The 24,467-nt window shown below is 73.4% G+C and carries 26 protein-coding genes; 14 read left to right on the top strand and 12 right to left on the bottom strand.

The annotated features are described in order from the left end of the window. The first annotated feature begins 152 nt into the window (after positions 1–152). Positions 153–935: a GNAT family N-acetyltransferase gene (locus AB0D29_RS17675; RefSeq protein WP_362855111.1), complete on the top strand. Its 783-nt coding sequence runs from the start codon at positions 153–155 to the stop codon at positions 933–935. Positions 936–992: 57 nt separating this feature from the next. Here the strand turns inward: AB0D29_RS17675 and AB0D29_RS17670 are convergent, their stop codons facing one another. Then, positions 993–1,553, bottom strand: a complete 561-nt coding sequence (locus AB0D29_RS17670; RefSeq protein WP_362855110.1) for a hypothetical protein — start codon at positions 1,551–1,553, stop codon at positions 993–995. Between the two features lie 343 nt (positions 1,554–1,896). Between AB0D29_RS17670 and AB0D29_RS17665 the strand changes: the two genes are divergently transcribed. Beyond that, positions 1,897–2,583 carry a response regulator gene (locus AB0D29_RS17665; protein ID WP_362855108.1) on the top strand — a complete coding sequence of 229 codons (687 nt, stop codon included), beginning with the start codon at positions 1,897–1,899 and terminating at the stop codon, positions 2,581–2,583. A 197-nt stretch (positions 2,584–2,780) separates the two neighbouring features. Here the strand turns inward: AB0D29_RS17665 and AB0D29_RS17660 are convergent, their stop codons facing one another. Further along, complete coding sequence (locus AB0D29_RS17660) at positions 2,781–3,587, bottom strand: SDR family NAD(P)-dependent oxidoreductase (RefSeq protein WP_362855107.1); 807 nt, start codon at positions 3,585–3,587, stop codon at positions 2,781–2,783. 808 nt (positions 3,588–4,395) lie between these two features. Here AB0D29_RS17660 and AB0D29_RS17655 point away from each other — a divergent pair. Both AB0D29_RS17655 and AB0D29_RS17650 read left to right on the top strand, forming a co-directional pair. After that, the gene (locus AB0D29_RS17655; protein WP_362855106.1) at positions 4,396–6,333 is read left to right on the top strand and encodes an amino acid transporter; all 1,938 of its coding nucleotides are present in this window, start codon (positions 4,396–4,398) and stop codon (positions 6,331–6,333) included. Between the two features lie 77 nt (positions 6,334–6,410). Beyond that, positions 6,411–6,584, top strand: a complete 174-nt coding sequence (locus tag AB0D29_RS17650; RefSeq protein WP_362855105.1) for a hypothetical protein — start codon at positions 6,411–6,413, stop codon at positions 6,582–6,584. Positions 6,585–6,648: 64 nt separating this feature from the next. On the opposite strand, the gene lysA is transcribed toward AB0D29_RS17650, so the two are convergent. Next, positions 6,649–7,983 carry a diaminopimelate decarboxylase gene (gene lysA / locus AB0D29_RS17645; protein WP_362855104.1) on the bottom strand — a complete coding sequence of 445 codons (1,335 nt, stop codon included), beginning with the start codon at positions 7,981–7,983 and terminating at the stop codon, positions 6,649–6,651. A 14-nt stretch (positions 7,984–7,997) separates the two neighbouring features. Next, positions 7,998–8,369 carry an SAV_915 family protein gene (locus AB0D29_RS17640; protein ID WP_362855102.1) on the bottom strand — a complete coding sequence of 124 codons (372 nt, stop codon included), beginning with the start codon at positions 8,367–8,369 and terminating at the stop codon, positions 7,998–8,000. Positions 8,370–8,668: 299 nt separating this feature from the next. On the opposite strand from AB0D29_RS17640, the gene AB0D29_RS17635 reads away from it, so the two are divergent. Beyond that, positions 8,669–9,181, top strand: coding sequence for a universal stress protein (locus AB0D29_RS17635; protein WP_362855101.1), 513 nt, complete (start codon positions 8,669–8,671; stop codon positions 9,179–9,181). A gap of 61 nt (positions 9,182–9,242) precedes the next feature. Here AB0D29_RS17635 and AB0D29_RS17630 read toward each other — a convergent pair whose 3' ends face one another. The 3 genes from AB0D29_RS17630 to AB0D29_RS17620 form a co-directional block, all read right to left on the bottom strand. After that, a complete protein-coding gene (locus AB0D29_RS17630; protein WP_362855099.1) occupies positions 9,243–9,674 on the bottom strand; it encodes an ATP-binding protein in 432 nt (143 codons plus the stop codon). A gap of 13 nt (positions 9,675–9,687) precedes the next feature. Then, positions 9,688–10,050: an STAS domain-containing protein gene (locus tag AB0D29_RS17625; protein WP_362855097.1), complete on the bottom strand. Its 363-nt coding sequence runs from the start codon at positions 10,048–10,050 to the stop codon at positions 9,688–9,690. 136 nt (positions 10,051–10,186) lie between these two features. Next, complete coding sequence (locus AB0D29_RS17620; RefSeq protein WP_362855095.1) at positions 10,187–12,613, bottom strand: SpoIIE family protein phosphatase; 2,427 nt, start codon at positions 12,611–12,613, stop codon at positions 10,187–10,189. Positions 12,614–12,781: 168 nt separating this feature from the next. Here AB0D29_RS17620 and AB0D29_RS17615 point away from each other — a divergent pair, with 168 nt between their 5' ends. The 9 genes from AB0D29_RS17615 (at position 12,782) to AB0D29_RS17575 (ending at position 21,650) form a co-directional block, all read left to right on the top strand. Beyond that, positions 12,782–12,961, top strand: a complete 180-nt coding sequence (locus tag AB0D29_RS17615) for a CsbD family protein (RefSeq protein ID WP_362855093.1) — start codon at positions 12,782–12,784, stop codon at positions 12,959–12,961. 204 nt (positions 12,962–13,165) lie between these two features. After that, positions 13,166–13,537 carry a PRC-barrel domain-containing protein gene (locus AB0D29_RS17610; RefSeq protein WP_362855091.1) on the top strand — a complete coding sequence of 124 codons (372 nt, stop codon included), beginning with the start codon at positions 13,166–13,168 and terminating at the stop codon, positions 13,535–13,537. 154 nt (positions 13,538–13,691) lie between these two features. After that, entirely contained in the window at positions 13,692–13,847 is a 156-nt protein-coding gene (locus AB0D29_RS17605; RefSeq protein WP_362855089.1) for a DUF6131 family protein, read from the top strand. A 112-nt stretch (positions 13,848–13,959) separates the two neighbouring features. Beyond that, complete coding sequence (locus AB0D29_RS17600) at positions 13,960–14,442, top strand: ATP-binding protein (protein ID WP_362855087.1); 483 nt, start codon at positions 13,960–13,962, stop codon at positions 14,440–14,442. A gap of 10 nt (positions 14,443–14,452) precedes the next feature. After that, positions 14,453–15,061, top strand: coding sequence for a VanZ family protein (locus AB0D29_RS17595; RefSeq protein WP_362855085.1), 609 nt, complete (start codon positions 14,453–14,455; stop codon positions 15,059–15,061). 118 nt (positions 15,062–15,179) lie between these two features. Further along, positions 15,180–17,816, top strand: a complete 2,637-nt coding sequence (gene lanKC, locus AB0D29_RS17590) for a class III lanthionine synthetase LanKC (protein ID WP_362855139.1) — start codon at positions 15,180–15,182, stop codon at positions 17,814–17,816. Then, positions 17,813–17,956: a SapB/AmfS family lanthipeptide gene (locus AB0D29_RS17585; RefSeq protein ID WP_362855083.1), complete on the top strand. Its 144-nt coding sequence runs from the start codon at positions 17,813–17,815 to the stop codon at positions 17,954–17,956. The genes lanKC and AB0D29_RS17585 overlap by 4 nt, the downstream gene beginning before the upstream one ends. Positions 17,957–18,024: 68 nt before the next feature. Further along, positions 18,025–19,839 carry an ABC transporter ATP-binding protein gene (locus AB0D29_RS17580; protein WP_362855081.1) on the top strand — a complete coding sequence of 605 codons (1,815 nt, stop codon included), beginning with the start codon at positions 18,025–18,027 and terminating at the stop codon, positions 19,837–19,839. A 71-nt stretch (positions 19,840–19,910) separates the two neighbouring features. Next, positions 19,911–21,650, top strand: coding sequence for an ABC transporter ATP-binding protein (locus tag AB0D29_RS17575; protein ID WP_362855137.1), 1,740 nt, complete (start codon positions 19,911–19,913; stop codon positions 21,648–21,650). Positions 21,651–21,708: 58 nt separating this feature from the next. On the opposite strand, the gene AB0D29_RS17570 is transcribed toward AB0D29_RS17575, so the two are convergent. The 5 genes from AB0D29_RS17570 to AB0D29_RS17550 form a co-directional block, all read right to left on the bottom strand. Continuing rightward, on the bottom strand, positions 21,709–22,317 hold the full coding sequence (locus tag AB0D29_RS17570; RefSeq protein ID WP_362855079.1) for a response regulator transcription factor: 609 nt from the start codon (positions 22,315–22,317) through the stop codon (positions 21,709–21,711). Positions 22,318–22,510: 193 nt separating this feature from the next. Then, positions 22,511–22,960, bottom strand: a complete 450-nt coding sequence (locus AB0D29_RS17565; protein WP_362855077.1) for an SRPBCC family protein — start codon at positions 22,958–22,960, stop codon at positions 22,511–22,513. Between the two features lie 115 nt (positions 22,961–23,075). Continuing rightward, positions 23,076–23,738 (bottom strand): DUF4230 domain-containing protein, encoded by a 663-nt coding sequence (locus AB0D29_RS17560; RefSeq protein ID WP_362855075.1) that lies wholly within the window; start codon positions 23,736–23,738, stop codon positions 23,076–23,078. Between the two features lie 54 nt (positions 23,739–23,792). Beyond that, positions 23,793–23,915 carry a hypothetical protein gene (locus AB0D29_RS17555; RefSeq protein WP_351288897.1) on the bottom strand — a complete coding sequence of 41 codons (123 nt, stop codon included), beginning with the start codon at positions 23,913–23,915 and terminating at the stop codon, positions 23,793–23,795. An 84-nt stretch (positions 23,916–23,999) separates the two neighbouring features. Next, positions 24,000–24,464 (bottom strand): ATP-binding protein, encoded by a 465-nt coding sequence (locus AB0D29_RS17550; protein WP_362855073.1) that lies wholly within the window; start codon positions 24,462–24,464, stop codon positions 24,000–24,002. Positions 24,465–24,467 lie beyond the last annotated feature (3 nt).

Raw genomic sequence — 24,467 nt, 5'->3', positions numbered from 1 at the left:
GCCCGCCCTCCCGCCCCCCCCCCCCGGCCGCCAGGCCGGCCGGCGCCGGCGCCGGCGCCGGCCGGCGCCGGTTCCCCGCGGGGGCGGCCCACCGCCCCGGGCCGCCCCCGCCTCCTCTCCTCCCTCTCCTCTCCGATGAGGTGGCATCCGTCGTGATCGAGCTCCTTCCCTCCCGTCTCCCCGCTCTGGCCCGCTGGTTCCCCGGCGGGGCCCCCGGCGTCGCGGCTCTCCCCGAGCACGTCGCGGCCACGGGCAGCGGCCACTGGTGGGCGGACCGGCCCGTGGACCCGAGGGCGGTCGCGGTCTCCAGCGGTGACCACGTCCTGCTGCGCGGTGACCCGGGCTCGCTCGCCCCCGACGCCCTCGCGCGGTTCTCGGGCAGCTACATCGAAGCCCCGGCCCGTTTCCTGCCCGTCCTCGGCGGCGTGTTCCAGCGCGTCGATCCGTGGGAGCGCATGGTCTACGTGCACCAGGCGCCCGCCATGGCCGCCCGCGCGGCTCACGGCATCACGGTGCGCCGGTTGACCCCCAAGGACGCGTCGGCCGTCGTCGGCCTGGGCCCCGGGGCGGCCTGGATCCACAAGACCTGGGGCGGCCCCGAGCAGCTCGCGTCCTCCGGTCTCTGCTGGGGTGCCTTTCACCGGGGCCGCGCCCTCTCCCTGGCCTGCACCTACTTCCTCGGCAGCCGGTACGAGGACGTCGCGGCCCTGGCCGACCCGGGCCACCGCCGGCAACACCTCGCCCTCGCCTGCGTCACCGCCCTGTGCCGGGACATCGCCGCCCGAGGCCGCACGGCGAGCTGGACCTGCTCCCGCGACAACCGGCCCAGCCGCCTCCTGGCCTGGTCGGCCGGGTTCCGCCTGACCCGCGAGTACGTCCACTACGCCACGGGCCCCGCTCGCCGGCTGGCGCTCCCGGGGGCGAAGGCGGCCTGACCTCGCGGGGGTTCGTCCACGCGAGGAGCTCCTCCACCCGGGGGCGACCGAGGCCGGTCACTCCAGACCGGAGACCTTGAAGACCGTGTGGGCCGTCTCGCGGTCGATGCGCCCCGCCAGTTGGCGCAGGGCGGTCGCGCCGCACAGCAGGGTGCCGCGCCGGATGGACGTGCGGGTGTCCTCGTCGAGACGCCGCCACAGGGCGGGATTGCGCACGAGGACGGTCGGGTCGATCTCGACCCGGCTTCCGTCCGTGTCGCGGAGGATCATCCGCTGGGACACCCCGTCGGACCACCGGATCGAGACGAGGGAGTCGGTACGGACGGTGTCCGTCACCAGCAGGCCGCGGGCGGTCAGCAGACCGGGCCGGGCGCAGACCCGGGGCGGCAGCAGGATCACGAACACCAGGGCGGCCAGGCCGCTCCAGAGGGCGCCGCGGATCAGGTCGAGCCGGCCGGCGCCCCCGTCCAGCACGAGCAGGGCGGCGAGCAGCAGGGAAGCGACACCGATCGCCGATCGCCTCTCGCCGGCCCAGTGGATGTCCTGCGCGAGCGGCTGAGGAGGCCCGGCCTGCCCGGCTCGTGCGCCGGCCGCGGACCGAGTGAAACGTCGTCCCATGAGAGCGACGTTAGGACGGGCCGGCCCCGCGGTCGCGAACCATGACGCACTGCTGACGTGGTGGCGACGACATCTTGACGGTTCGGGCCACGCCCGCCCGCAGCTGCCCGAGCCAGGGGTTCCGTATGGGGGTCGTCAAGGTCGGGTGCCTCGCCGTATGGACGTTGTCAAGGCGCGCCGCGGCGGCCCGGAAACGGCTGTTCCATCGAGGGAGCGTTCCATCCGAACACTGCCCTCGTGCCGCCGGACCGGTGGCGGGCGAGCCGTGGCCGGTGGGGGCGGGCGACCACGGGGCCGGTCCCGATCGCTCCGTGACGACGTACGACAGGAAGGCGGCACGCCGATGACCCGGGTGCTGGTGGTGGATGACGAACCGCAGCTGATGCGGTCTCTGGTCATCAGTCTGAAGGCGCGGAAGTACGACGTGGCATCCGCCCGCGACGGGGGCGCGGCCCTGGAGGCCGCCGCCGGACGCCGCCCGGACGTGGTCCTGCTGGACCTGGGCCTGCCGGACATGGACGGGGTCGACGTGATCAAGCGCCTGCGCGGATGGTCGCAGGTGCCCATCCTGGTGGTCTCCGCCCGCCACGGCTCCGAGGAGAAGATCCGGGCCCTGGACGCGGGCGCCGACGACTACATCACCAAGCCCTTCAGCATGGACGAGCTGCTGGCCCGGCTGGGGGCCGTCTCCCGCCGCGCCCTCCCACAGGATCCGGCCACCGCGGACGACGCGGTGGTGGTGACGGAGGAGTTCACCGTCGACCTGCTCGCGAAGAAGGCGCGCCGCGCAGGGCGGAACATCAGGCTCACGCCGACGGAATGGCATGTGCTGGAGGTCCTGATCCGCAACCGGGGCCGGCTCGTCAGCCAGCGGCGTCTGCTCCAGGAAGTGTGGGGCTCCTCCCGCGGCTCCCAGACCAACTACCTGCGGGTGTACATGGCCCATCTGCGCCGGAAGCTGGAAGCGGATCCGTCGCACCCGCGCCACCTGATCACGGTCTCCGGGCTGGGGTACCGCTTCGAGGCCTGAGGGAGGCGTGAGGGAGGCGTGCGGGAGGCGAAGCCGGCGCGGGCGCCGGTGAGGGCATGGACGTGGGGCGGGCCTGGTCGGAGGGCCGCCCCACGGGTGGGTCGATGGTCAGCAGCAGGGTCTGCTGCCGTGGTTGGAGCCCTTCTTGCGGCGGGCCCTCTTCTTGCGTGCGCGCTTGGACATGTCCGTGTATCCCTTCAGGCGGTGTGGCCGACGAGGAGGTCGGCGAGCTTGTTGAGGCGCTTGATCGTGCGGTCGTCGGTGGCGGCGGCGGCCGGGGCGACGCGCTCGGAGCGGTCGTAGTAGGCGCCGTTGACGATCTCGGTGGCGGGGTCGCAGAGCGCCACGACGTGGTGGGCTCCCTCGGCGGCCGGCGCGCCCTCGTTCCCGTACAGCGGGAGAAGGCCGGTGTCGCAGATGCCGGGGTCGACCGAGACGGCGGTGACGCGCGGGTCCGAGGCGAAGACGGTCAGCGCCAGCTGCGACTGTGCGTAGGCGGCGAGCCGGGCGTAGCGGCGGATGCGGTGCGGGTCGTTCCACTGGATGGCGGCGGTGCGGTGGAGGGAGGAGGAGACGTTGACGACCCGGCCCCCGGGGTCGGCGGTGAGGGCGGCCGCCAGGAGGTCGGTCAGGAGGTAGTGGGCGAGGAAGTTCACCTGGAAGGCGATCTCGTTGCCGTCGGCGGTGAGGGTGTGGCGCTCGGGTGCGGCGATGGCCGCGTTGTTGACGAGCACGTCGAGGCGCGGGTGCTCGCGTACGACGGCCTGGGCGAGGTTCTCGACCTCCTCCAGGCGGGCGAAGTCGGCGGCGAGCGGCCGCAGGTGGGTGCCGTCGATGCCGGCGGTGGCGATCAGCCGGTCGGTGGCGGCCTGGGCCTCCTCGGGGGTGCGGCCGTGGAGGAGGACGGTGGCGCCGCGCTCGGCGAGCCGGCGGGCGGTCTCGTAGCCGATGCCGGAGGTGGCGCCGGTGACGAGGACGGTACGTCCGGACAGGGTTGAAGGCATGTCGGATTCCTGGATCCTGGAAGCGGGCATGGCTGACGGGCCCGGCGCCCCGGCACATCGCGGGTGTGGGCTCAGCTCATGCGGGTGAGGGTGGAGACGCGTACCGAGCCCGGGTCGGCCCCTTCGAAGGACGACGGCAGGTACGCGGACGACGCGCGGCCGGTATCAGACGGCCGGGCGGACAGCGGGCGCTGTCGGCTGCACCGGATTCGGTGGCCGATCGTCGTGGCGCGGACCGCTGTTCATGCCCCCATCCCAGCGCATCCGGGACGCGTGGACAAGATTGCGAACGGGTCCTTGACAGCCTTCTGACGCCCGTCCGGTGACGGGGCTCACCTGTATGCGCGCACGTCATCAGGGCCGCGTCAAAGATCGGCGACCGGGCGGAAGGAACGCGTCAGGAAGTGTTGTCGCGGCCGTCGGCCGGTCACAGACTGATGGTGCGACGGAGCCGGGTGACGGTCCGGTGGCGCGCGGCTGGAGGGCGGTGACCTGAACACCGCCGGGACAGCGCATCCTGGTCCGGCCCGTGGGGGGTCCGTTCCGGTGCGACCGCGCGCCGGTCAACCGTCGCACACCACATGAGCCGTCCGGCATCCGGTGTGGGGACACCGGGGCCGGGCGGCTCGCGTGCTGCGGCCGTCCTCCGGCCGCCGCGGGAGTACGCGCTACGCCACAGGTGGCGCTGTTTGCGTTAAGGACGCGTCAGGGTTTGTTCGCTTCCGTGCATGTGTGATCAGTCTGCGTACGCTGGCTCAGCCGTCGATGTCGATGGCTTGTTCTTTGCGTACGACAGGAGTACCTCACGATGGCCACCCCTGCCCGCTCCTCGCGTCTGCGCGCGTGGATGCTGGAAGGCTTGACCGCCCAGACGAGTTCGCCCGCCGCGAAGGAGGCGGCGGCCCAGCCCCACGGCCGGCCCTGGTGGCGGGTGATGTGTCTGACGGGTCTGGACTACTTCTCCACCCTCGGCTACCAGCCCGGTATCGCGTTCCTCGCGGCGGGTCTGCTGTCGCCGCTGGCGACCATCGTGCTCGTGCTGCTGACCTTGTTCGGCGCGCTGCCCGTCTACCGCAGGGTGGCGGAGGAGAGTCCGCACGGCGAGGGTTCCATCGCGATGCTGGAGCGGCTGCTGACGTTCTGGAAGGGGAAGCTGTTCGTGCTGACCCTGCTGGGGTTCGCGGCGACCGACTTCCTGATCACCATCACCCTCTCCGCCGCCGACGCGACGGCGCACCTGGTGGAGAACCCGCACCTGACCAGCACCCTCCACGGTCACGAGGTGCTGATCACCCTGATCATGATCGCGCTGCTGGGCGCGGTGTTCCTCAAGGGGTTCAGTGAGGCCATCGGTGTCGCGGTGGTACTGGTGGCGACGTATCTCGGCCTGAACGTCATCGTGGTGGCGGTCGGGTTGTGGAACGTGTTCACCGAACCGCAGGTCATCACCGACTGGACGACGGCCCTGACCGCCGAGCACGGCAACCCGTTCATGATGATCGCCATCGCGCTCGTCGTGTTCCCCAAGCTCGCGCTGGGCCTGTCGGGGTTCGAGACGGGTGTGGCGGTCATGCCGCACGTCAAGGGCGACCCGGAGGACACCGAGGACAAGCCGGCCGGCCGGATCCGTGGTGCGAAGCAGCTGCTGACCACAGCCGCCGTGATCATGAGCGTCTTCCTGATCTGCTCCAGCCTCATCACCACCCTGCTGATCCCCGCCGCCCAGTTCCAGCCGGGCGGCGAGGCCAACGGCCGCGCCCTCGCCTACCTGGCGCACGAGTACCTGGGCTCCGCGTTCGGCACGGTCTATGACATCTCCACCATCCTGATCCTGTGGTTCGCCGGCTCCTCCGCGATGGCGGGCCTGCTGAACCTGATGCCGCGCTACCTGCCCCGGTACGGGATGGCCCCGCAGTGGGCCCGGGCCCTGCGCCCGATGGTCATCGTGTTCACCCTGGTCGCGTTCCTGGTGACGTGGATCTTCGACGCCGACGTCGACGCGCAGGGCGGTGCGTACGCCACCGGTGTCCTGGTCCTGATCACCTCGGCGGCCGTCGCCGTGACCATCGCCGCCCGCCGGGCGGGGGAGCGCGGCTGGACCATCGGCTTCGGCATCATCTCCGCCGTCTTCATCTACACCACCGCCGTCAACATCGTGGAGCGGCCGGACGGCGTGAAGATCGGTGCCTGCTTCATCGCCGGCATCATGGCCCTCTCCCTCCTCTCCCGCCTCGCCCGGGTCTTCGAGCTGCGCGTCACGCACGTGGAGTTCGACGACATGGCGCAGCGGTTCATCCGGGACACCGCCAACCGCACGATCCGGTTCATCGCCAACGAGCCCGACAACCGGGACCTCGCGGAGTACCGGCAGAAGAAGGAACAGATCCGCGCGGACAACGACATCCCGGCCGAGGACGACGTCATGTTCGTCGAGGTCACCGTCCTGGACGCGTCCGAGTTCGAATCCGGCATGCGCGTCCGCGGCGAGGTCCTGCACGACCGCTACCGCGTCCTGACGCTGGAGAGCTCCAGCATCCCCAACGCCCTCGCCGCTCTCCTCCTCCACGTCCGCGACGAGACCGGGCAGCGCCCGCACATCTACTTCGAGTGGACCGAGGGCAACCCGATGGCCAACTTCTTCCGCTTCTTCCTCTTCGGCCAGGGCGAGGTGGCCCCGGTCACCCGCGAGGTCATCCGAGGGGCCGAACCGGACCGCGCCCGCCGCCCCCACGTCCACGCCGGCTGACCTGTTCGCGTCAAGACGGCGACAGGAATCCCGCCGGACCCTCGCCACGGCGAAGGTTCGGCGGGATTCTCACTGGCGTGACCACTCGCCCGCACTCCGACCGCGCCCTGCGCCGGACCGTACTCGCCCTCACGGCGGCCGGCCTCGCCGTCGTCACCACCGGCGCCGCCCTCGACGCCCTGTGGCTGCTCGGCATCGGCGTCTGGGCCCTCATCGCCGCGATGGTGATCGAGCTCGTCCACCAGCCTTAGGCACGGTCCTGGCCCTTGGATACGGTCCTTGGGCACGGTCCGCAAGAGACGGCCCGGACAAGGCCTAGCTGCCGATGTCCCGGCTGCGGAAGTCCTCCAGCGTCTCACGCCGGACCAGCACGCGGGACGTGCCCTCGTGAACGGCGATCACCGGGGGACGGCCCACCATGTTGTAACCGGAGGCCATGGACAGCTGATAGGCGCCGGCCACCGGTACGGCGAGCAGGTCGCCGGGGTGGATGTCGCCCGGCAGCTCCACGTCGGCGGCGAGCACGTCCCCGGCCTCGCAGTGCCGGCCGACGACCGTGGTCGTGCGGGCGTCGGCGGCGGAGTGACGGCCGATCAGGCGGGGCGCGTAGCGCACCCCGTACAGGGCGGGGCGCGGGTTGTCGCTCATGCCTCCGTCGACGGCGACGAAGACCTTCTCGCCGGTGTGCTTGACGGCGAGCACGCGGTACAGGGCGACCCCTGCGGGACCGGCGACGGCACGCCCCGGTTCGATGACGAGCCGCGGTACGGTCAGGCCCGCGGCGGCGCAGCTCTCGCGGAGCTCGGCGCGAAGGCCCCGGGCGAGGGCGGTGAGGTCGAGGGCGGGTTCACCGGGCCGGTAGCCGATGCCGTGGCCGCCGCCCATGTCCAGCTCGGGCAGGACGACTCCGTGCGCGTCACGGATGCGGGCCATCAGCGCGACCATCCGGCGCACGGCCACCAGGTAGGGCTCCACCTCGGTGATCTGGGAGCCGATGTGGCAGTGCAGGCCGGTCAGTTCGAGCTGCGGCTGGCCGACTATGCGGGCGATGGCGTCCTGCGCCGACCCGTCGGTGAGCGAGAGCCCGAACTTCTGGTCCTCCGTACCGGTACGGATCTTGTCGTGGCCGCCGGCCGAGACGCCCGGCACCACGCGGACCATCACCTTCTGGTGCCCCTCGGGCCCGACGGCGGCGGCGATCCGCGCGATCTCGGAGGGACCGTCGATGACGATGCGGCCGACTCCGAGACGCAGCGCCGCCCGGATGTCCCGGGGCGACTTCGCGTTGCCGTGCAGCAGGATGCGCTCGGGCGGGAAGCCCGCGGTGACGGCGAGCTCCAGCTCCCCGGCCGAGCAGACGTCCAGGCCCAGTCCTTCCTCCTCCATCCAGCGCACCATCGCGCGGGACAGGAAGGCCTTGGCGGCGTACAGCACATCGGCGTCGGGGAAGGCGTCCCGGTAGGTCCGGCAGCGCCCGCGCACCTCGCCCTCGTCGAGGACGTAGGCCGGGGTGTCGAAGCGCTCGGCCACCTCGGCCAGGGACACCCCGCCGACGGCCAGGTCCCCGTGCGGAAGCCGGGTCGTGGAGGCGGGCCATACGGACAGTTCACCGGCATCGGCCGGAATCGCGGAGAGGGCTACGGTGGCCATGGTGCGGCTCCCTTTCAGGCGTTCCGGGCGACGGTCTCGGGAGGCTGCGGGACCGTGGTGGCGTCCGCCCCGGCCGCGGCACCCGTCGGCGTCCCGGTGACCGCGGGTGCGGTGAGGGTCGGGTCGACGGTCAGCAGCGGGGCTCCGATCGGTCCGGCCATCGCGCGGAGCGCGGACTCGGAGAGCCGGATCCACTGGTGGCCGGCGCCGAGCGTCGCGGCCAGCCGCTCCGCACTGGTGAATCCCACGGCGGTACGTGCTCCCAGCGGGGTGCGGAACAGGCGTACCAGCACCTCCGCCCTTCCCGGCAGGACCGGCACGTACAGGGGCCCGGCCGGGACGCGTTCTTCAGGCTCCGGGTCGTCGTCGTACTGGAACAAACACATGAGGCCCTCCCAGAGGAACCACGAGCGGCGGTTGGGGCCCCGGATGCGGGGAGGCAGTCCGGGGCGCGGCTTACGAAGCTATCCCCGCCGGTACGCCCCCGCGGCCACCCCATGACGGGACCTTTACGGCAGCGGGCCAAGTCCATACGGATCACTGACGCCATCCCGGGCCCCCGGTGGCGTCAGCGATCCGTCATGGTGGTGGGCGGCCGCGTGAGAAGGCCGTCAATATCCCCACCTCGACCTCCGTCGCGGCCTTTCCATGGGAACCGGTGAACGGCGAGGAGAGGGAAGAAGCCATGCCGAAGGTCGTTGTCGGTGCCACGGGCACCCCGGGGAGTCTGGCCGCACTGCACAAGGCCGCCGCGCAGGCGCGTGTGCGCGATGCGGAGCTGTGGGTCGTCCTGGCCTGGCAGCCGCCGGGCGGTGAACTCGGGAGCCGCAACGGTCTCGGGCCCGCTGCCCTGGCGGAGTGCCGGGCCGCGGTGGTCGAACGACTCCGCGACGTCCTCGACACGGCCTTCGGCGCCGTGCACCCCGGTGTCACGCTCGCGGGCCTCACCGTACGGGGAACCGCGGGCGCGGCCCTCGTGGACACCGCGAGGGACCCGGACGACCTCCTCGTGGTCGGTACGGGATCGCGCGCCGCGTGGCGCCGCCTCGTCCGCCCGTCGGTGGCCCGCTACTGCCTCGCGCACGCCGCCTGCCCCGTGCTGGCGGTGCCTCCGTCCCCGCTCCAGGCCGAACTCGACGTGGTCCACCGGCGCAACTTCTGGAGAATGCCGCTGGACCTGCGGGAGCTCGCCCGCTGAGTCCGGTCCCGGCGCCCGCTGAGCCCTGCCCCGGGTCCCGGCGCGCGCTGAAAGAGGCGGCCTAGCGACAGCCGATCTCCACCCACACGCACTTGCCGTTGCCGCCCACCGGACTCCAGCCCCAGTTGCGGCCCAGCCGTTCCACGATGAGGAGCCCGTGGCCTCCGGGCCGGGACGGGTCGGACCGGTGCGTGGCCCGTGGTGCGGCGGGGCTCGCGTCCGTCACCTCGATCCGTAGCCGCTCGCTCGTACAGCGCAGCGCCAGCGACGTGGGTCCGCCCGCGTGCAGACAGGCATTGGCCACGACTTCGGACACCAGGAGCAGCACGTCGTCGGTGACCTCCGCCCCGGGGGTGCCCTCCTCCACGGGGCCCGGCGGCCAGCGCCAGTCCGCGAGGGCCCGGCGCGTGAAGTCGCGGCACCGGGTGACCGCGTTCGCGGCCCCGTGCAGCACGAGGAGTCGGGTCAGCTCCGGCGACCGGCCCTCGTCCATCGTTGTTCCTCTCCTACCGCTGCTGGGACGCCGCGAGCGCGGCTTCCACGTCCGTGTGGAGCCGGAAGAGGCGGTCCGCCCCCGTGATGTGGAACATGCGTGCGACCGGTGGGTGTAGGCCGACCAGTTCGAGGGTGCCGCCGGATTCCTGGACGGCGAGCCGGCCGCGCAACAGCACGTTCAAGCCCGTGGAGTCGCAGAAGTCCAGGCGGGTCAGATCGACGAGCAGCCGCCCGCCGTCCGGCCAGGCGGTGTCCAGGGCCTGCCGCAGGGGCTCGGCGGTGTCGTGGTCGAGTTCCCCCGCCATGGCCAGGACCGTGGCCCCCTGGAGGGACCGCGCCTCGACGGTGAATCGTTCTCCGTTCGCCGTGGGCATCAGGCACACACTCCCTCTCCCGTCCGGGATTTTCGGGGTACAGCGCGCCTACCCCGTCGGTTGCCGTCCAAGCCTGCGGCCCGGGCGCGCGGGGGGCCCGTCGACGCCGTGGCGCGGCCGCGCCCGGTGGGCCGGTTCACGGGTCGTCCGGGACGTGGATGTCGAGGACGCAGATGTCGTCGCGGTTGCCCGGGCACAGCGCGGCGAGCGTCCGGGCGAGGGTTTCGCCGTGTCCCGCCCGCAGGAGCCGCAGGGTGGACGCGGCGAGCCGGTCGAGTCCGACGCCGATGTCCTCGCCCGGCTCCTCCACGAGCCCGTCGGTGTAGAACAGCAGGCGGTCGCCGGGCATCAGCTCGAGGACGGCCTGACCGTAGGAGGCCTCGAAGGTCGCGCCGAGGAGGTTGCCCGGCGGCTGTTCGAGGAAGGTCGCCCGGTCGCCGCGGACCAGCAAGGGGGGCAGGTGGCCGGCCCGTACCCAGGTCAGACGCCGGTCCCAGGGCTGGTAGCGGCCCATGACCATGGTGGCGGTCGCGGTGCCGGACGGGTCCGTGGCGGTGTGGAGCAGGAGGGTGTTGAGCCGGCGCAGCACATCGGGCAGGGGCGAGCCGGTGACCGTCATGCCCTTCGTGGTGAACCGCAGCTGGGCCATCGTGCCGACGGCGGCCAGACCGTGGCCGGCCACGTCCCCGACGACGAACAGGGCACTGCCGTCCGGAAGTTCGATGGCGCTGTACCAGTCGCCGCCGACGTTGACCCCTCGGTCGGCCGGGACGTACGCGACGTCGATGCACAGGCCGGCCAGCTCCAGGGACTGATCGGGGATCGGCAGCAGGGTGTCCTGGAGGCTCGCGGCGAGCGCCCGTTCGGCCTGGAGCATGCCGCGCTGGAGGAGGACGGCGCGCTCGCTCTCGCGCAGTGCGAGCTCGACGCCGCGCTGCGCGCTGAGGTCCTGGAAGAACCCGTGCACCTCCACCGGTGTGCCGTCCACGTCGGTCTGGGCCTCGGCGACGATCCGCAGGTGACGCACGCCGTCGGCGGTCGCGATCCGGAACGGCTGGTCGACGGGCTCCCCCTTGCTCAGCAGCTGCCGGAGGGCGGTGCCCAGCTTGGGCAGGTCGTCGGGGAGGACGTGCCGGGGCAGGTCCTCCAGTGCCATCGGCCCGTGGCGCGGGTCGCGGTCGAAGATGGCGTAGACCTGATCGGACCAGGTGACGGTGTCCGTCGCCAGGTTCCATCCGGCCCAGCCCAGGTTGCCCAGCCGCTGCATGTCGGCCAGCCGCCGTGCCTCGCGCTCGCTCGTGTCGTGCCGGATCCAGGACACGACCAGCCGGTTCCCCAGCCTGGAGGCCCGGACCGAGTAGACGGACTGCTGCGGGACACCGGCGACAACCTCCTCGTAGATGAAGGGCTCGCCCTCGTACGCCGTTCCCGTCGTGAGCGTCTCCAGGTACCCGTCCCACAGCGCGGTGCCCACCACGGTCGGGTACGTCTCCAGGACCCGCCGGCCGACGAGCTCCTTGCCGCGCCGCCCGGCGACGTCCACCGACTCGGGCGCCGCCGCGTCGATGCGGTAGTCCTCCACCTCGCCGGCCTCCGAGCGCAGCGGGGTGAGCAGGATCGCGGGCCCGGCCAGGGCGTCCAGCATCCGCTGGGCGGCGGCCACGTCCACGTCCGCCGGCTCGGCCGCGGCGTCGGGGGGCCGCTCCGGCGTCCCCAGGGGGCCGGCGCACAACCGGGCCGCCCGCCGCAGCAGCGCCCGGACGTCGGCGGGGAAGGGTCCCGGCCGCGTCCGCAGGAAGCCGATGGCCTTGTCCGGGGCGCCGTCGGCGGGTACGGGGACCCACGCGCGGGAGTGCCACCGGTCCGTCGCGTCCCCGATCAGCAGGTAGTGGCGGGCGTCCTGCGCCGGATCCTCCAGCCACAGGGCCCGGCGCCCGGTGAGCGCCTCGTGGGCGGCCACGCCGGACAGCGGGGGGACGTGGCGCCACTGCGCGGCCAGCACGTCGTCGATCCCGGCGTGGCCGATCAGCTCCAGGTTTCCGGCGGGCGCCAGCGCGTAGATCATCACCGCGTCCACGCCGGCCCCGGTGCCGAGCACGGTCCGCAGCAGCTCCGCGACGTCGTCACCGTCGTGCGCCACGGCCAGGCCGTCGGCGAGCCGGGCCAGCGGCGGGCGCAGGGCGGCCGGACCGGCGCGTCCGCCGACGAGCCGGCGTCCGGAGCCGAAGGCCGGGGCGGCCGGTGCGCTCCCCGCACCGGCCGAGGGGGCGGCGGATGCCGTGCCGGGCGGCGGGCGCGAGGGGATCTGCCCCAGGGTGAGCCACGACTCCTCCAGAAGGGTGCGGCCCCCCGCACCGGCGCGGCCGAGCAGCATGTCGCGGGCCGTGTCGGCGGATACGCCCGACTGGGCCATCAGGACGCCCTTGGCCCGCTCGACGACGGCCGTGGACGCGGCGGCGCCTTCCAGGTCCGCGACCTCCGATCGCAGCCTGGCGACCACCTTGGCGAGCGCCAGCACCTCGGGCCCGGCGCCCTCGCCCGCAGGCGCGGCATCGCCCTCCATTCCTTGAGCATGCCACGGCCGTACCCGGCGTGCGCCCAGGTGGAGAAGGCTCCGGCGGGCGGCCCCGGCGGCACCCGTATTCATCAGGAAATCCCGGCACGAATTGCGGAGCGCCTGCCGCGCAAGCAAGGTGGGCAGCAACCCCTTCCAGAAAGGAACCACCCCGTCATGAGCAAGGCAAAGGGCAAGGCCAAGCAGGTCAAGGGCAAGATCAAGGAGAGCGCCGGCAGCGCCATGGACGACAAGGGCATGCAGGCGGAGGGCAGTGCCGAGCGGATGAGCGGCAAGGCGGAGGAAATGACGGCGAAGGCCTCGGACAAGACGAAGAGGGCCACGGGCAAGTCCTGACCCGCCCCCCGACCCGATTCACGTACGGAGTGCCCCGCCGGACAGCAGCCCGGCGGGGCACTCGCGCACGCTCCCGTGAATGAAGCGCCGGGGGCGGGGCAACCGAGTCCGGGCGGGGCACCGATGCCACCGCGTACGCCATCGAAGAGGGCGGGACGACAGGAAGACCCGTCGTCCCCCGTCCGCCGGAGGAGTTGTTTTCGCGTGACCGAACATGTGTGGACCTACCGGTCGACCGCCGGCCACCTGGCCGGTGCCGATCTGACCGGGTACAAGGTCGAGGCGACCGACGGCGACATCGGCAAGGTGGACAAGCACTCCTACGAGGTCGGTGACGCCTACCTGGTCGTCGACACCGGTGTGTGGATCTTCGGCAAGGAGGTCCTGCTCCCGGCGAGCACCGTGATCCGGATCGATGCGGACGAGGAGAAGGTCTACGTCGACGGCACCAAGGAGCAGATCAGGAACGCCCCGGAATTCCACCGTGACAAGCACCTGGGCGACGTCGACTACCGCGAGGCGCTCGGCACGTACTACTACTCGGCCGGCGGCCCCCTCGGCCGCCGGCCGGCCTGAGCCGGCACCGGAATGGGCCCGAACTCGTCGAGTTCGGGCCCATTTCCGTCCCCCCGGCCTGTTCGTACCCGGAGTTCGAGGGTAGACGCGATCCGAGAGGCCACGGCGGATCCAATTGTTCCGCCGAATTCCCCAACATGAGAACGAGGGCAACATGATTCTCGTCGGACTTATTCTCCTGGTCGTCGGATTCCTGACCGGAATTTCCATCCTGTGGACCATCGGGGTCATCCTCCTCGTAGTGGGGGCGGTGCTGTGGATCCTGGGTTCGGTCGGGCACGCGGTCGGCGGTCGGCGCCATTACTGGTAGCCGGCCGGCCCCGGACCGGACGCGGGAAGCGGCCGGTCCGGGGGTGGTCCGCGGACGGAGCCGCACGGCTCCGTCCGACACAGAGCAGCTCAACGGTCGGGGTGAGGCGACAGTGGACACGACAGGAGCAGCCGCCGGCGACCCGCGGCGTGCGGGAGTGCCGGTCACCGGCCAGCGCCGGCGGCTCGCCCTGCGCAGTGTCCGGGGCGCGGTCGGCAAGGGCCGCGACTTCACCCGCCAGACCCTGCGGGACTGGGGCTGGGACCGCGGCGAGAGCGCCGAGGACGCCCTGCTCGTCGTGTCCGAGCTGGTGACCAACGCGGCCCTGCACGCGCGGGGTTGCCACGAACTCGTCCTGACCGCCGGTGAGACCCTGCGCATCGACGTGCTCGACGGCGCGAAGGACCTGCCACGCCCCCGGGCCGCGTCCCGGCCGGGTCTCCCCGGCGGCCACGGCCTGCACATCGTGCAGCGGCTCTCCGACCGGTGGGGGTCCTATGCCCACGGCACCGGCAAGGTCGTCTGGGCGGAGATCGAGGTGGCCCGGCTGGCGGACCGTCAGCCGGGCCCGCGTACCGTGCCGTTCGCCGGGTAGGCGCGCCCTTATGACATGGACTGGAGCGCGGCGCGGTGAGCAGGCGAAGGAAGCGGCGGTAACGGTCCCCGGGGGGCGGCGCCGTCCGGTACACCCGGCCGTCCGGGCACTGGCGATGGTGGCGGCCTTCGCCGGCACCGTCGCGTTCAGCGTGGTCCTGGCCCGGCTGACGCTGGAACCGTCCGCCGCCTCGGCGGCCCTCGTGCACAGGAACATCCACCCGGGCCGTTCGATCAACGCCTACCTGGACGGGACGTCGACCATCGAGGCGGTGCGCCAGCTGGGCGGGAACCTCCTGCTGGGCGTGCCCTTCGGTGTGCTCCTGCCCGTCCTGCTGCCCCCGGCCCGGGGGCTGTTGCGGGTCGCCGCCGTGACGGTCTGCCTGATGACGCTGGTGGAGCTCACCCAGGGAGCCCTCGTCACCGGCCGCGTCTTCGACATCGACGACGTCCTCCTCAACACGGCCGGAGCGCTCCTCGGGTACCTGCTGATCGGCCGCAGGCTGGGCCGGGCCGTGCACCCGCGCCGCAGGCACTGGTGGCACCGCCTGCCCCAACTCCGCCTGCCCCACCGCCGTCCGCAGGGCCGCCCGACGGCAACGGAGCCTCGTGACACCTGACTTGTGAGCCCCGACTTGTGACTCATGAGTACTGCACACCCCATCGATGACAGCGGTGACTGTCGCCGCATCCGCCGGGCGTGACACCTTCGGTCTGCCGCCGACCGAGGGAGCAGGTGTGAACAAGGGGTACGCAGCCTTCTGCGACACGGACCGCTGGTTCTACGACGCGCCGTACCGGCGGGCCGGTGAGAACTACGCGGCGGCTGACGCCCCCGTCCCGGCGGGGTGGCGCTCGCACCGCAGCGGCGACTGGTTCGCCCTGCGTCCCGTCGACGCCGAACTGCCCGCGCAGGGCTGGAAGATCCACGTATCGGCCACGCTCGACAACGCCGAGTCGCTCCTGACGGCGGTGTACGCGTACTGCACCGCCCGGGGCATCGCCTTCAAGTTCATACCGAGCCGGTACCTGCTGCACCTGCGCAACGCCAAGTACGCCGACCGCGCCGCGAGCGGCAAGTTCATCACCGTCTACCCGGCCGACGAGGAGCAGTGCCGCCGGATCGCGGAGGACCTCGACGCCGCGCTGGCGGGGGCGGCCGGCCCGTACATCCTCAGCGACCTGCGGTGGGGCGCCGGACCGGTGCACCTGCGCTACGGCAGCTTCACCCTGCGGCACTGCTACGACGAGCACGGCGAACTGGTCCCGGCCATCGAGGCCCCCGACGGGCGGCTCGTACCGGACCTGCGCGGTCCCGCCTTCCAGCCGCCCGAGTGGCTCGAACTGCCCGACTTCCTGGAGCCGCACCTCGCGGCGCGCTCCGCGGTCACCCTGACCGACGTCCCCTTCACGGTGGAGCGGGCGCTGCACTTCTCCAACGGCGGCGGTGTCTACGTCGGGAAGGACAGCCGCACCGGCGAGTCCGTGGTCCTCAAGGAAGCCAGGCCGTACGCGGGCCTCGCGGCCGACGGCGCCGACGCCGTGACCCGGCTGCACCGCGAACGGGCCGCGCTGGAACGGCTGGCGGGCCTGGACTGCGTACCGGCGGTCCGCGGCACGTTCACGGTGGGCGACCACCACTTCCTGGTGCTGGAACACCTCCCCGGAAAGCCGCTCAACACCTACTTCGCCCGGCGCCACCCCCTGATCGAGGCGGATCCCGACCCCGCGGAGCTCGCCTCGTACACCGAGTGGGCCCTCACGATCCACCGGCGGGTCACCGAGGCCGTCGACGCCGTGCACGCCCGCGGCGTGGTCTTCAACGACCTCCACCTCTTCAACATCATGGTCGCGGAGGACGAGAGAGGCGAACCCACCGTCGCGCTCCTGGACTTCGAGGCCGCCGCGCACGTCGACGAGGGACTGCGGCAGACCGTGGCCAACCCCGCCTTCGTCGCCCCGGCCGAGCGCCGCGGGTTCTCCGTGGACCGCTACGCCCTCGCCTGCCTGCGGCTCGCCCTGTTCCTCCCGTTGACCAGCCTGCTCGTCCTGGACCGGGCCAAGGCCGCGCATCTGGCCGCCGTCGCCGCCGAGCAGTTCCCCGTACCGCGAGCGTTCCTCGACGAGGCCGTCGAGGAGATCCTGTCCGGCGTCCCGCAGGGCGCACCGGGCGGACGCCTGCCCGCACCGGCCGGGCCGTACCTGCCCGTCGAGCCGGGGCAATGGCCGGCCGCCCGTACGTCGATGACCGCGGCGCTGCGGGCGAGCGCCACCCCGGACCGCGAGGACCGCCTCGTCCCGGGCGACATCGCCCAGTTCGCGGCCGCCGGGGGAGGCGTCGGCTTCGGCTACGGGATCGCCGGAGTGCTCCACGCCCTCGCCGAGACCGGCGGCGAACCCTGGCCCGAGGCCGAGGAGTGGCTGCTCGACCAGACCGCGGAACCCGCCTCCGGCACCCCGCTCGGCTTCTACGACGGTCTGGCCGGCACGGCCTGGACGCTGCACCGGCTCGGACACCACGACCGCGCCCTCGCCCTCGTCGGCCTGCTGATGGACCAGCCCTGGGAGAGCGCGGGCCCCGATCTGCACAGCGGGCTGGCCGGCATCGGCCTGGCCCTGGACGCGCTCGGCACCGCGACAGGCGAGAGCGCACTGCACACCGCCGCCCTGCGCTGCGCCGAACTGATCGTCCGGCCGGAGCGGCGGCCCCGGCGCGCGGGGCTCCTGTACGGCAACTCCGGCGCCGCCCTGCTCCTCGTGCGGCTGTACGAGCGCACCGGAGACAAGGAACTGCTGATCCAGGCCGCCGAAGCGCTCCACCGCGACCTCGACCGCTGTGTCACCAGCGCGTTCGGCACCCTCCAGGTGAACGAGGGCTGGCGCACGATGCCGTACCTCGGCGAGGGCAGCGTCGGCATCGGCATGGTGCTCGACGACTGGCTGGAGCACGGCCCGGACGAGCGCTTCGAACAGGCCCGGCGCGAGATCGTACGGGCGGCGCAGGCGACCTTCTACGCCCAGCCCGGGCTGCTGCGCGGCGCCGCCGGGATGATCCTCCACCTGGCCCGGACCACCACACCCGGCCCGGGCACCGGGCCCGGAGCCATCGCCCGCCAGATCGACGCACTGGCCCGGCACGCCGTGCCGTACCAGGGGCATCTGGCCTTCCCCGGCGAGCAGATGATGCGGCTGTCCATGGACCTCGCCACGGGCACGGCCGGCGCTCTCCTCGCCCTCGGCAGCGCCGCGCCCGGCGGGCGCGCGCACCTGCCGTTCCTCCCGCCGCTGCGCGAGCGCGCGGCGGCCCCCAAGCCGGTCCCGTCCGGGGCCGTGACCCATCGCACCACCTCAGAGAAGAAGAGGAACCTGACATGACGCTTCTTGACCTGCAGTCGATGGAGACCCCGAAGGAAGAGACCACCGAGGCGATGCACGGCGGCGGCGGTGGCGGCGGCAGCCGCGCCAGCCTGCTCCTCTGCGGCGACAGCAGCCTGAGCCTCACGACCTGTCACTGATCCAGGTCACCTCGGGCCCGGGCGGTTCACCGCCCGGGCCCGCACCACATCTCTGGAGGCATCCGCCGATGAGCCCTCCCGACGCGGTGACCGACACCGCGACCGACGCGGCGCCCGACACGGCGCGGGAGCCGGGCGTGGGACGCACCGCCGACCGGGCGCTCGTGGCAGCGGCCCGGCACAGTGGCGGGCGCACCGCCGCCGTCCTCGGATGCGCCGTGACGGCCGCCGCGGCGGCACTCGCCGAACCCGCCGTCCTCGGCCACACCCTCGACCTGCTGCTCCGCCGCGACCCGTCGGGCCCCACCTGGACGCTGCTGTGCGCCGCGGTCGTCGTGGCGGAGGTGGCACTGGACGCCGCCGCCGCACGGCTGACCGGCGAGGTGGACGGCCGTTCCACCGCCCGGCTGCGCAGGCTCGGGCTCGCCGGGCTGCTGCGGACGGCCCCGCACCACGCGGCCCGCCACGCGCCCGGCGAAACCGCCGCGCGGATGACCGCGCACGCCGCCGAGGCCGGGAAGGTGCCGGCCGCCGTCGCGCACGCCTGCGCCGCACTGCTGCCGCCGCTCGGCGCGCTGGTCGCGCTCTTCCTCATCGACATGTGGACGGCGCTCGCCTTCCTCGTGGGTGTGCCGCTGCTGGTGCTCCTGCTGCGGGCCTTCACCCGCGACACCCGTACCAGCATCGCCCGCTACCAGCAGGTCCAGCTCGCGACCGCCGGCCGCCTCGTCGAGGCACTGGCTGGAGCGCGCACGATCGCCGCCGCCGGCACCGCCGACCGCGAACGCACCCGGATCCTCGCCCAGTTGCCCGAGCTCGGCGCCGAGGGCCGGCGCATGTGGCAGGTCTACGGCGGCACCACGGCCCGGTCCGCGGCCCTCATGCCGATGCTCCTGTACTCGGTCCTCGCCGTCGGCGGCATCCGCCTGTCGGCCGGGGCCATCGGGGTCGGCGAACTCCTCGCCGTCCTGCGGTACGCCGGCCTCGCGGCCGGCATCGGCGCCGTGACGGGCGGGCTGGCGGCCGTGGTCCGCGGCCGGGCCGCCGCCCGCCGGACCGCCGACCTGCTGACACTGCCCGTGCTCGACCACGGTCGGGCGGAGCTGCCGGACGGCGGCCCCGGCACCCTGGAGCTGCGCGAGGTCCGGGTCGTACGGGGAGGCACGACGGTCCTGCACGACATCAGCCTGGTGGTCCCCGGAGGCTCGACGGTGGCGGTGGTGGGCAGGTCGGGCTCCGGCAAGACGCTGTTCGCCGCCGTGGCCGGCCGGCTCACCGACCCCGACGCGGGCGAGGTGCTGCTGGACGGCGTACCCCTGCGGGAGCTGACCGCGGAAGGGCTGCGCCGCGAGGTCGGGCACGCCTTCGACCGGCCCGTGCTCCTCGGGGCCACGGTCGGCGACGCGATCGCGTTCGGTGCGGGTCCGGCCCCGGACCCCGAAGCGGTGCGCGCCGCGGCCCGGGCCGCGGGCGCCGACCCGTTCGTACGGCGCCTGCCGCACGGGTACGGCACGCGCCTCGCCGACGCCCCCCTGTCCGGTGGTGAGGTCCAACGCCTCGGCCTGGCCCGGGCGTTCTGCCACGCGGGCCGGCTCCTCGTGCTGGACGACGCCACCTCCAGCCTCGACACCGTCACCGCCCGAGAGGTCGAGCGGGCGCTCACCCACCGGATCCGGCCCGGCACCCGGATCGTGGTCGCGCACCGCCTCTCGTCCGCGGTCCGCGCCGACCTCGTCGTATGGCTGGAGGAGGGGCGGATGCGGGCGGCCGGCACCCACGCCGCACTGTGGCGGGACGAGCCCGCCTACCGGGCGGTGTTCGCGGCGGACGCGGAAGCGGCGACGGAGGCGGCGAGCGAAGCGGTATCGGAGGCGGCGCGGTGACCGACGGCGACGGCGAAAGCGACGGCGACAGCCACGGCCACGGCGAGGGCGAGGGCGAGGCCTGGCGCCGGGTGGCCCCCGAGGGCCGACGGTTCCTGCACGGCCGCAAGGGCGCCGTGGGACGGCTCGCGGCCTGGTCGCTGCTGGAGTCCGCGCACACCTTCCTCGGCGGCTACGGCGTGGCCCGCGCCCTCGACGACGGCTTCCTCGCCGGCCGCACCGCCACCGGTCTCGCCTGGCTGGCGGCGGCCGGAGCCGGAGCCCTGCTCGGCGCCTTCGCGCTGCGCGGCGTGTTCGCCGGACTCGCCGACCTCGTGGAGCCGCTGCGGGACGGCCTGGTCCGGCGGGCCGTGCGGCAGGCACTGGACCGCGCGGTCGCCGACCCGGTGCGCGCCCCCGACACGGGCGCGGTGTCCCGGCTGACCCAGCAGACGGAGATGGCCCGGGACTCCTTCGCGGGACTGGTCCTGACGGTGCGTTCGTTCGTGTTCACCGCCGTGGGCGTCCTCGCGGGGATGGCAGCCCTGGCCCCGGTGCTCCTGCTGGTCGTGCTGCCCCCGCTGCTGCTGGGCGTGGCCGCCTTCCTGGCCACCCTGCGCCCCATGGCGTCCGCGCAACGCCGCTCCCTGGACACCGACGAGGCGCTGGCGGACCGGGTGGGGGCGCTGGGGGAGGGCCTGCGGGACGTCGTCGCCTGCGGTGGACAGGAGGCGGCCAGGGCCCGGGTGGAGCCGCTGATCGCCGCCCAGGAGCGGCTGGCGCGGACCCTCGCGCGCTGGGCGGCCGTGCGCACCCTGGCCCTGGCCGCGGCGGGCCGGCTGCCGGTGATCGCGCTCCTCGCCGCGACGCCCTGGCTGCTCGGGCGCGGGATCACCGCCGGTACGCTGGCCGGCGGCCTCACGTACGTGGTGCAGGCACTGCTGCCCGCCCTCAACTCGCTGATGACGGCACTGGGTTCCGCCGGAACCCGGCTGGTGGTGGTCCTCGAACGCTTCTGTGAACCGTCGCCGGGGGAGCCGGACGGCCACCGCGCGACCGGGCCGCGGGCGCTCGTCCACACCGGCCGGCAGACCGCCGCCGCGGCCGAGCTCCGGGACGTCACCTTCGCCTACGGCCCCGGCGCCGCCCCCGTACTCGACGCCCTCGACCTGGTGGTGCGGCCGGGGGAGCACCTCGCCGTGGTCGGGCCGAGCGGCATCGGCAAGTCCACGCTCACCGCGCTGCTCGCCGGGATGCTCTCACCCGACGCCGGGACGGTCCTCGTCGCCGGCGCGGCCGCCCGCAGGGACCCGGCCGCCACGGGAGCGGACCCGCGGCGGACCCTGCTGCCGCAGCAGGCCTACGTGTTCACCGGCACCGTGCGGGAGAACCTCACCCACCTGTCCCCGCACCCGGGTGTCCCCGGGGCCGGGGACGCCCCGGTGCGGCGCGCCATCAGCGCCCTGGGGCTGGAGGACCTGGTGGAGCGGCTGGGCGGCCTGGACGCCGAGGTGTCCCCCCGGCTGCTGTCCCGAGGGGAGTGCCAGCACCTCGCGCTCGCCGCCGCCTACCTCTCGCCGGCCCCGCTGCTGCTGCTCGACGAGGCCACCTGCCACCTGGACCCGCGTACGGAGGAACGTGCGGAACGGGCCCTCGCGGAGCGCCCCGGCACCCTCGTCGTCGTGGCCCACCGGGTCTCGTCCGCGGCCCGCGCCGACCGGGTCCTCGTCCTCGACGGGACCCGGGCCGTGTGCGGCACGCACGCGGAACTCCCGGACAGGTCGCCGCTGTACCGCGATCTGGTGGGCGGGTGGAACGGGACGGACGGCTGACGCGGCCGGCCGCCTCCGCCGGGCGGCCCCGGGCGCGCCCGTCCGCGGCGGCCGCGGATCACACCCAGCCGGCGCGCCGGGAGATGCGGATCGCGTCGATGAGGTTGCGCGCGCCGGTCTTGCGGGTCGCCGCGGCCATGTAGTTGCGTACCGTCCCGCTCGCCAGGTGCAGGGCGCGGGCTATCTCGGCGATGGAATCGCCCTCCGCGGCCCGGGCCAGCACGCTGAGTTCCCGCGGACTCAGCGGTACGGGGTCGGCCTCCATGAAGGCGGAGGCCAGCGAGGCGTCGATGAACCGTTCCCCCGCGGCGACCTTCCGGACCGCCCGGACGAGCCGCCCCGGCGAGCCGTCCTTGTCGACGTAGCCGAGGGCCTCGGCCCGGAAGGCCCGGTGCAGCGAACCCGGCGCACCGGTCGACGCGAGGACCAGGACCGGCGACGGGGACGCGAGGACCTGGCGGTCCGCGCGTCCGTCGTCGGCGAGGACGGCGGTGGTCCCCGGACAGTCGAGGTCGACGACCGTCACGTCTGGTCGTAAGGACTCGGCCTGGCGCACCGCCGTCCGCCAGCCCGCCGACGTGACCTCGAAGCGCCCTTCCGATCTCAGCAGGGCGGCCAGTGCCGACCTGACCAGGCTGACGCTGTGCAGGACGAGGACCTTCGTCATCAGTGCTCTCCTCGGTAGACGAACCAACGGCACCACGGGTGCCCCCGTTCAGGGGTGATGGAACGTCACTGCGGGGGGCGTGCAGGGGCGTACGGACAACTTGGCCGAGATACCCGGGGTACCCGCCTCCCTTAGGCGGGTAACCCCCTTGAACACCGGACCCGTACCGCCCTGCCCGCCCCTCCGGCCGGGATCACACCTCGCCGCGCCAGGCTCCGGTCGCGACCCCGCGCGACTCGATGAACAGCTTGAACCGCTTCAGATCGCCCATCACCTGACGCTTGACGAAGCCGAGCTTGTCGGCGGCCGTCTCGGCCAGGCCGTCGGGCACCCAGTTCATGTGCAGGACGACCTTGGTGGTGGTCGCGTCGATCGGCTGGAAGACGACCAGCCCGGCCTGGCGGGCCTCCCCGTCGACCGTCATCCACGCGACGCGCCGGTCCGGGAGCTGCTCGGTGATCTGCGCGTCGAACTCGCGCTGCACACCGTTCACGTTCGTCACCCAGTGGGTGAGCGTGTCCGTGCGCTGGTCGACGCGTTCGACCCCCTCCATGAAGGCGGGGAAGTCCTCGAACTGCGTCCACTGGTTGTAGGCCGTGCGGACGGGGACGTTGACCTCGACGTACTCCTCGACGTGCGACATGTGCACCTCTTCCGTGTGGTGGGCAGCCCCGCACCCTGTGGTGCGGGTCGTCCGTCAGGACGTCTTGAGGCGCGGCTACCCGGCCCGGAGCGGAAAACGCCGGCCGGCGCACGATTCAGCCGTACGCCACCGTCACCTCGTGGAAGCCCAGGGAGCGCAGCAGGCCCTCCAGCATCGACGTGGTGTTCTGCTCCGCACGCTCGACGAGACCGCTCTCGCGGGCCGCTTCGTTGATGTGCTGCACGGCGAGCTTCTGCACGGCCTGCTCGCCGGCCGGGTTGTCGGAGAACAGATCGCCGATGCGGTCCAGCAGGCCCCGCTGCTTGGACACCGCGTACGAGCGGTCCGGGTCGAGGGCCGCGGTGCCGAGCACCGCGTGCGGCAGCCGGATCGAGGCCTTCGTGCGGTCGCCGTTCACGGTGACGCTCCGCTCGTCCAGTCCGCCCAGGTCGACGTAGCCGCCGACGGCGCCCGCGCCCACGTACAGGGTGCGGGTCCCGCGGATCGCGTCCGGCAGCAGCGCCGCGTCCTTCTCGAGGTCCACGACCACCTGGAAGTTGCCGACCGCCGCTTCGTAACGGTCCATGTCCTGGATCGACTTGAGCAGCGCGGGACCGGAGCGGTCCCGGGTGTCCTCGCCGAAGAGGCCGCCGAATCCCGGAATCAGGCTGAAGCGCTCCGCGAGCACGATCAGCACCACGACCACCGCGAGACCTGCGGCGATCCGCCCCCACCACGGGCGCCACGAGCCGCCCGGCCGAGCCGAAGAGGTTTCCATGCACCGCGGATACCCCGTGGACGCGGCTCCAGCACGGGCTAGGTCGGACAGGGCCTAGCGGTGCCGGGCGAGGGTGTGGACGAGGACGATCAGCGCGAAGCCTATGACGAGCAGGTGCACCCAGGCGGGCCCGGGCGCCGGGGTGAGGGACAGGGTGGTGAGCTGATGGGAGGTCATGACGCGCGTTTGCCCGCGGCGGCCGGATTCACGCCCCGGGTACCGGGCAGGCGGGCGGGCGGTCCGGCCGGGCGGGACCGGCGGTCAGCGCCCCGTGGGCCTGCCGGACACCAGCCGGGCGGCATCGATCTCGGCCCAGACGGCCTTGCCGCCCGTGTGCACCTGCGCACCCCAGCGGTCGGACAGCCGCTCCACGATGTGCAGCCCGTGACCGCCCGGGAGGCCGCGCTGCGGGGCCGGGTTGGGGTAGGGCATCGTCGTCGTGCCGTCGCACACCTCGATGCGCAGGCAATCCCCGGCCGTCAGCACGAGCTCGTGACAACCGCCCGCGTGCAGCGAGGCGTTGGTCAGCAGCTCGGACACGAGGAGCAGGGTGTCCTCGGAGGTCTCGGTCCCGTCCCAGCCCCAGTCCCGCAGGGCCTGGCGCGTGAAGTCGCGGCCCTTGGCCACGGAGCCGCGGACGCCCGTCAGGGCGAGCCGACGGCGCTGCCCCCGGACGGGAACGGCGGCGCTGACGGTATCGCCCGTTTCCGGACCGATGGTCTCCACTGT

It is taken from the genome of Streptomyces sp. NPDC048424, from assembly GCF_040651555.1.
Lineage (GTDB): Bacteria > Actinomycetota > Actinomycetes > Streptomycetales > Streptomycetaceae > Streptomyces.
The sequence above is the reverse complement of the archived record's forward strand: the minus strand, read 5'-3'. Positions and strand labels throughout refer to the sequence as shown.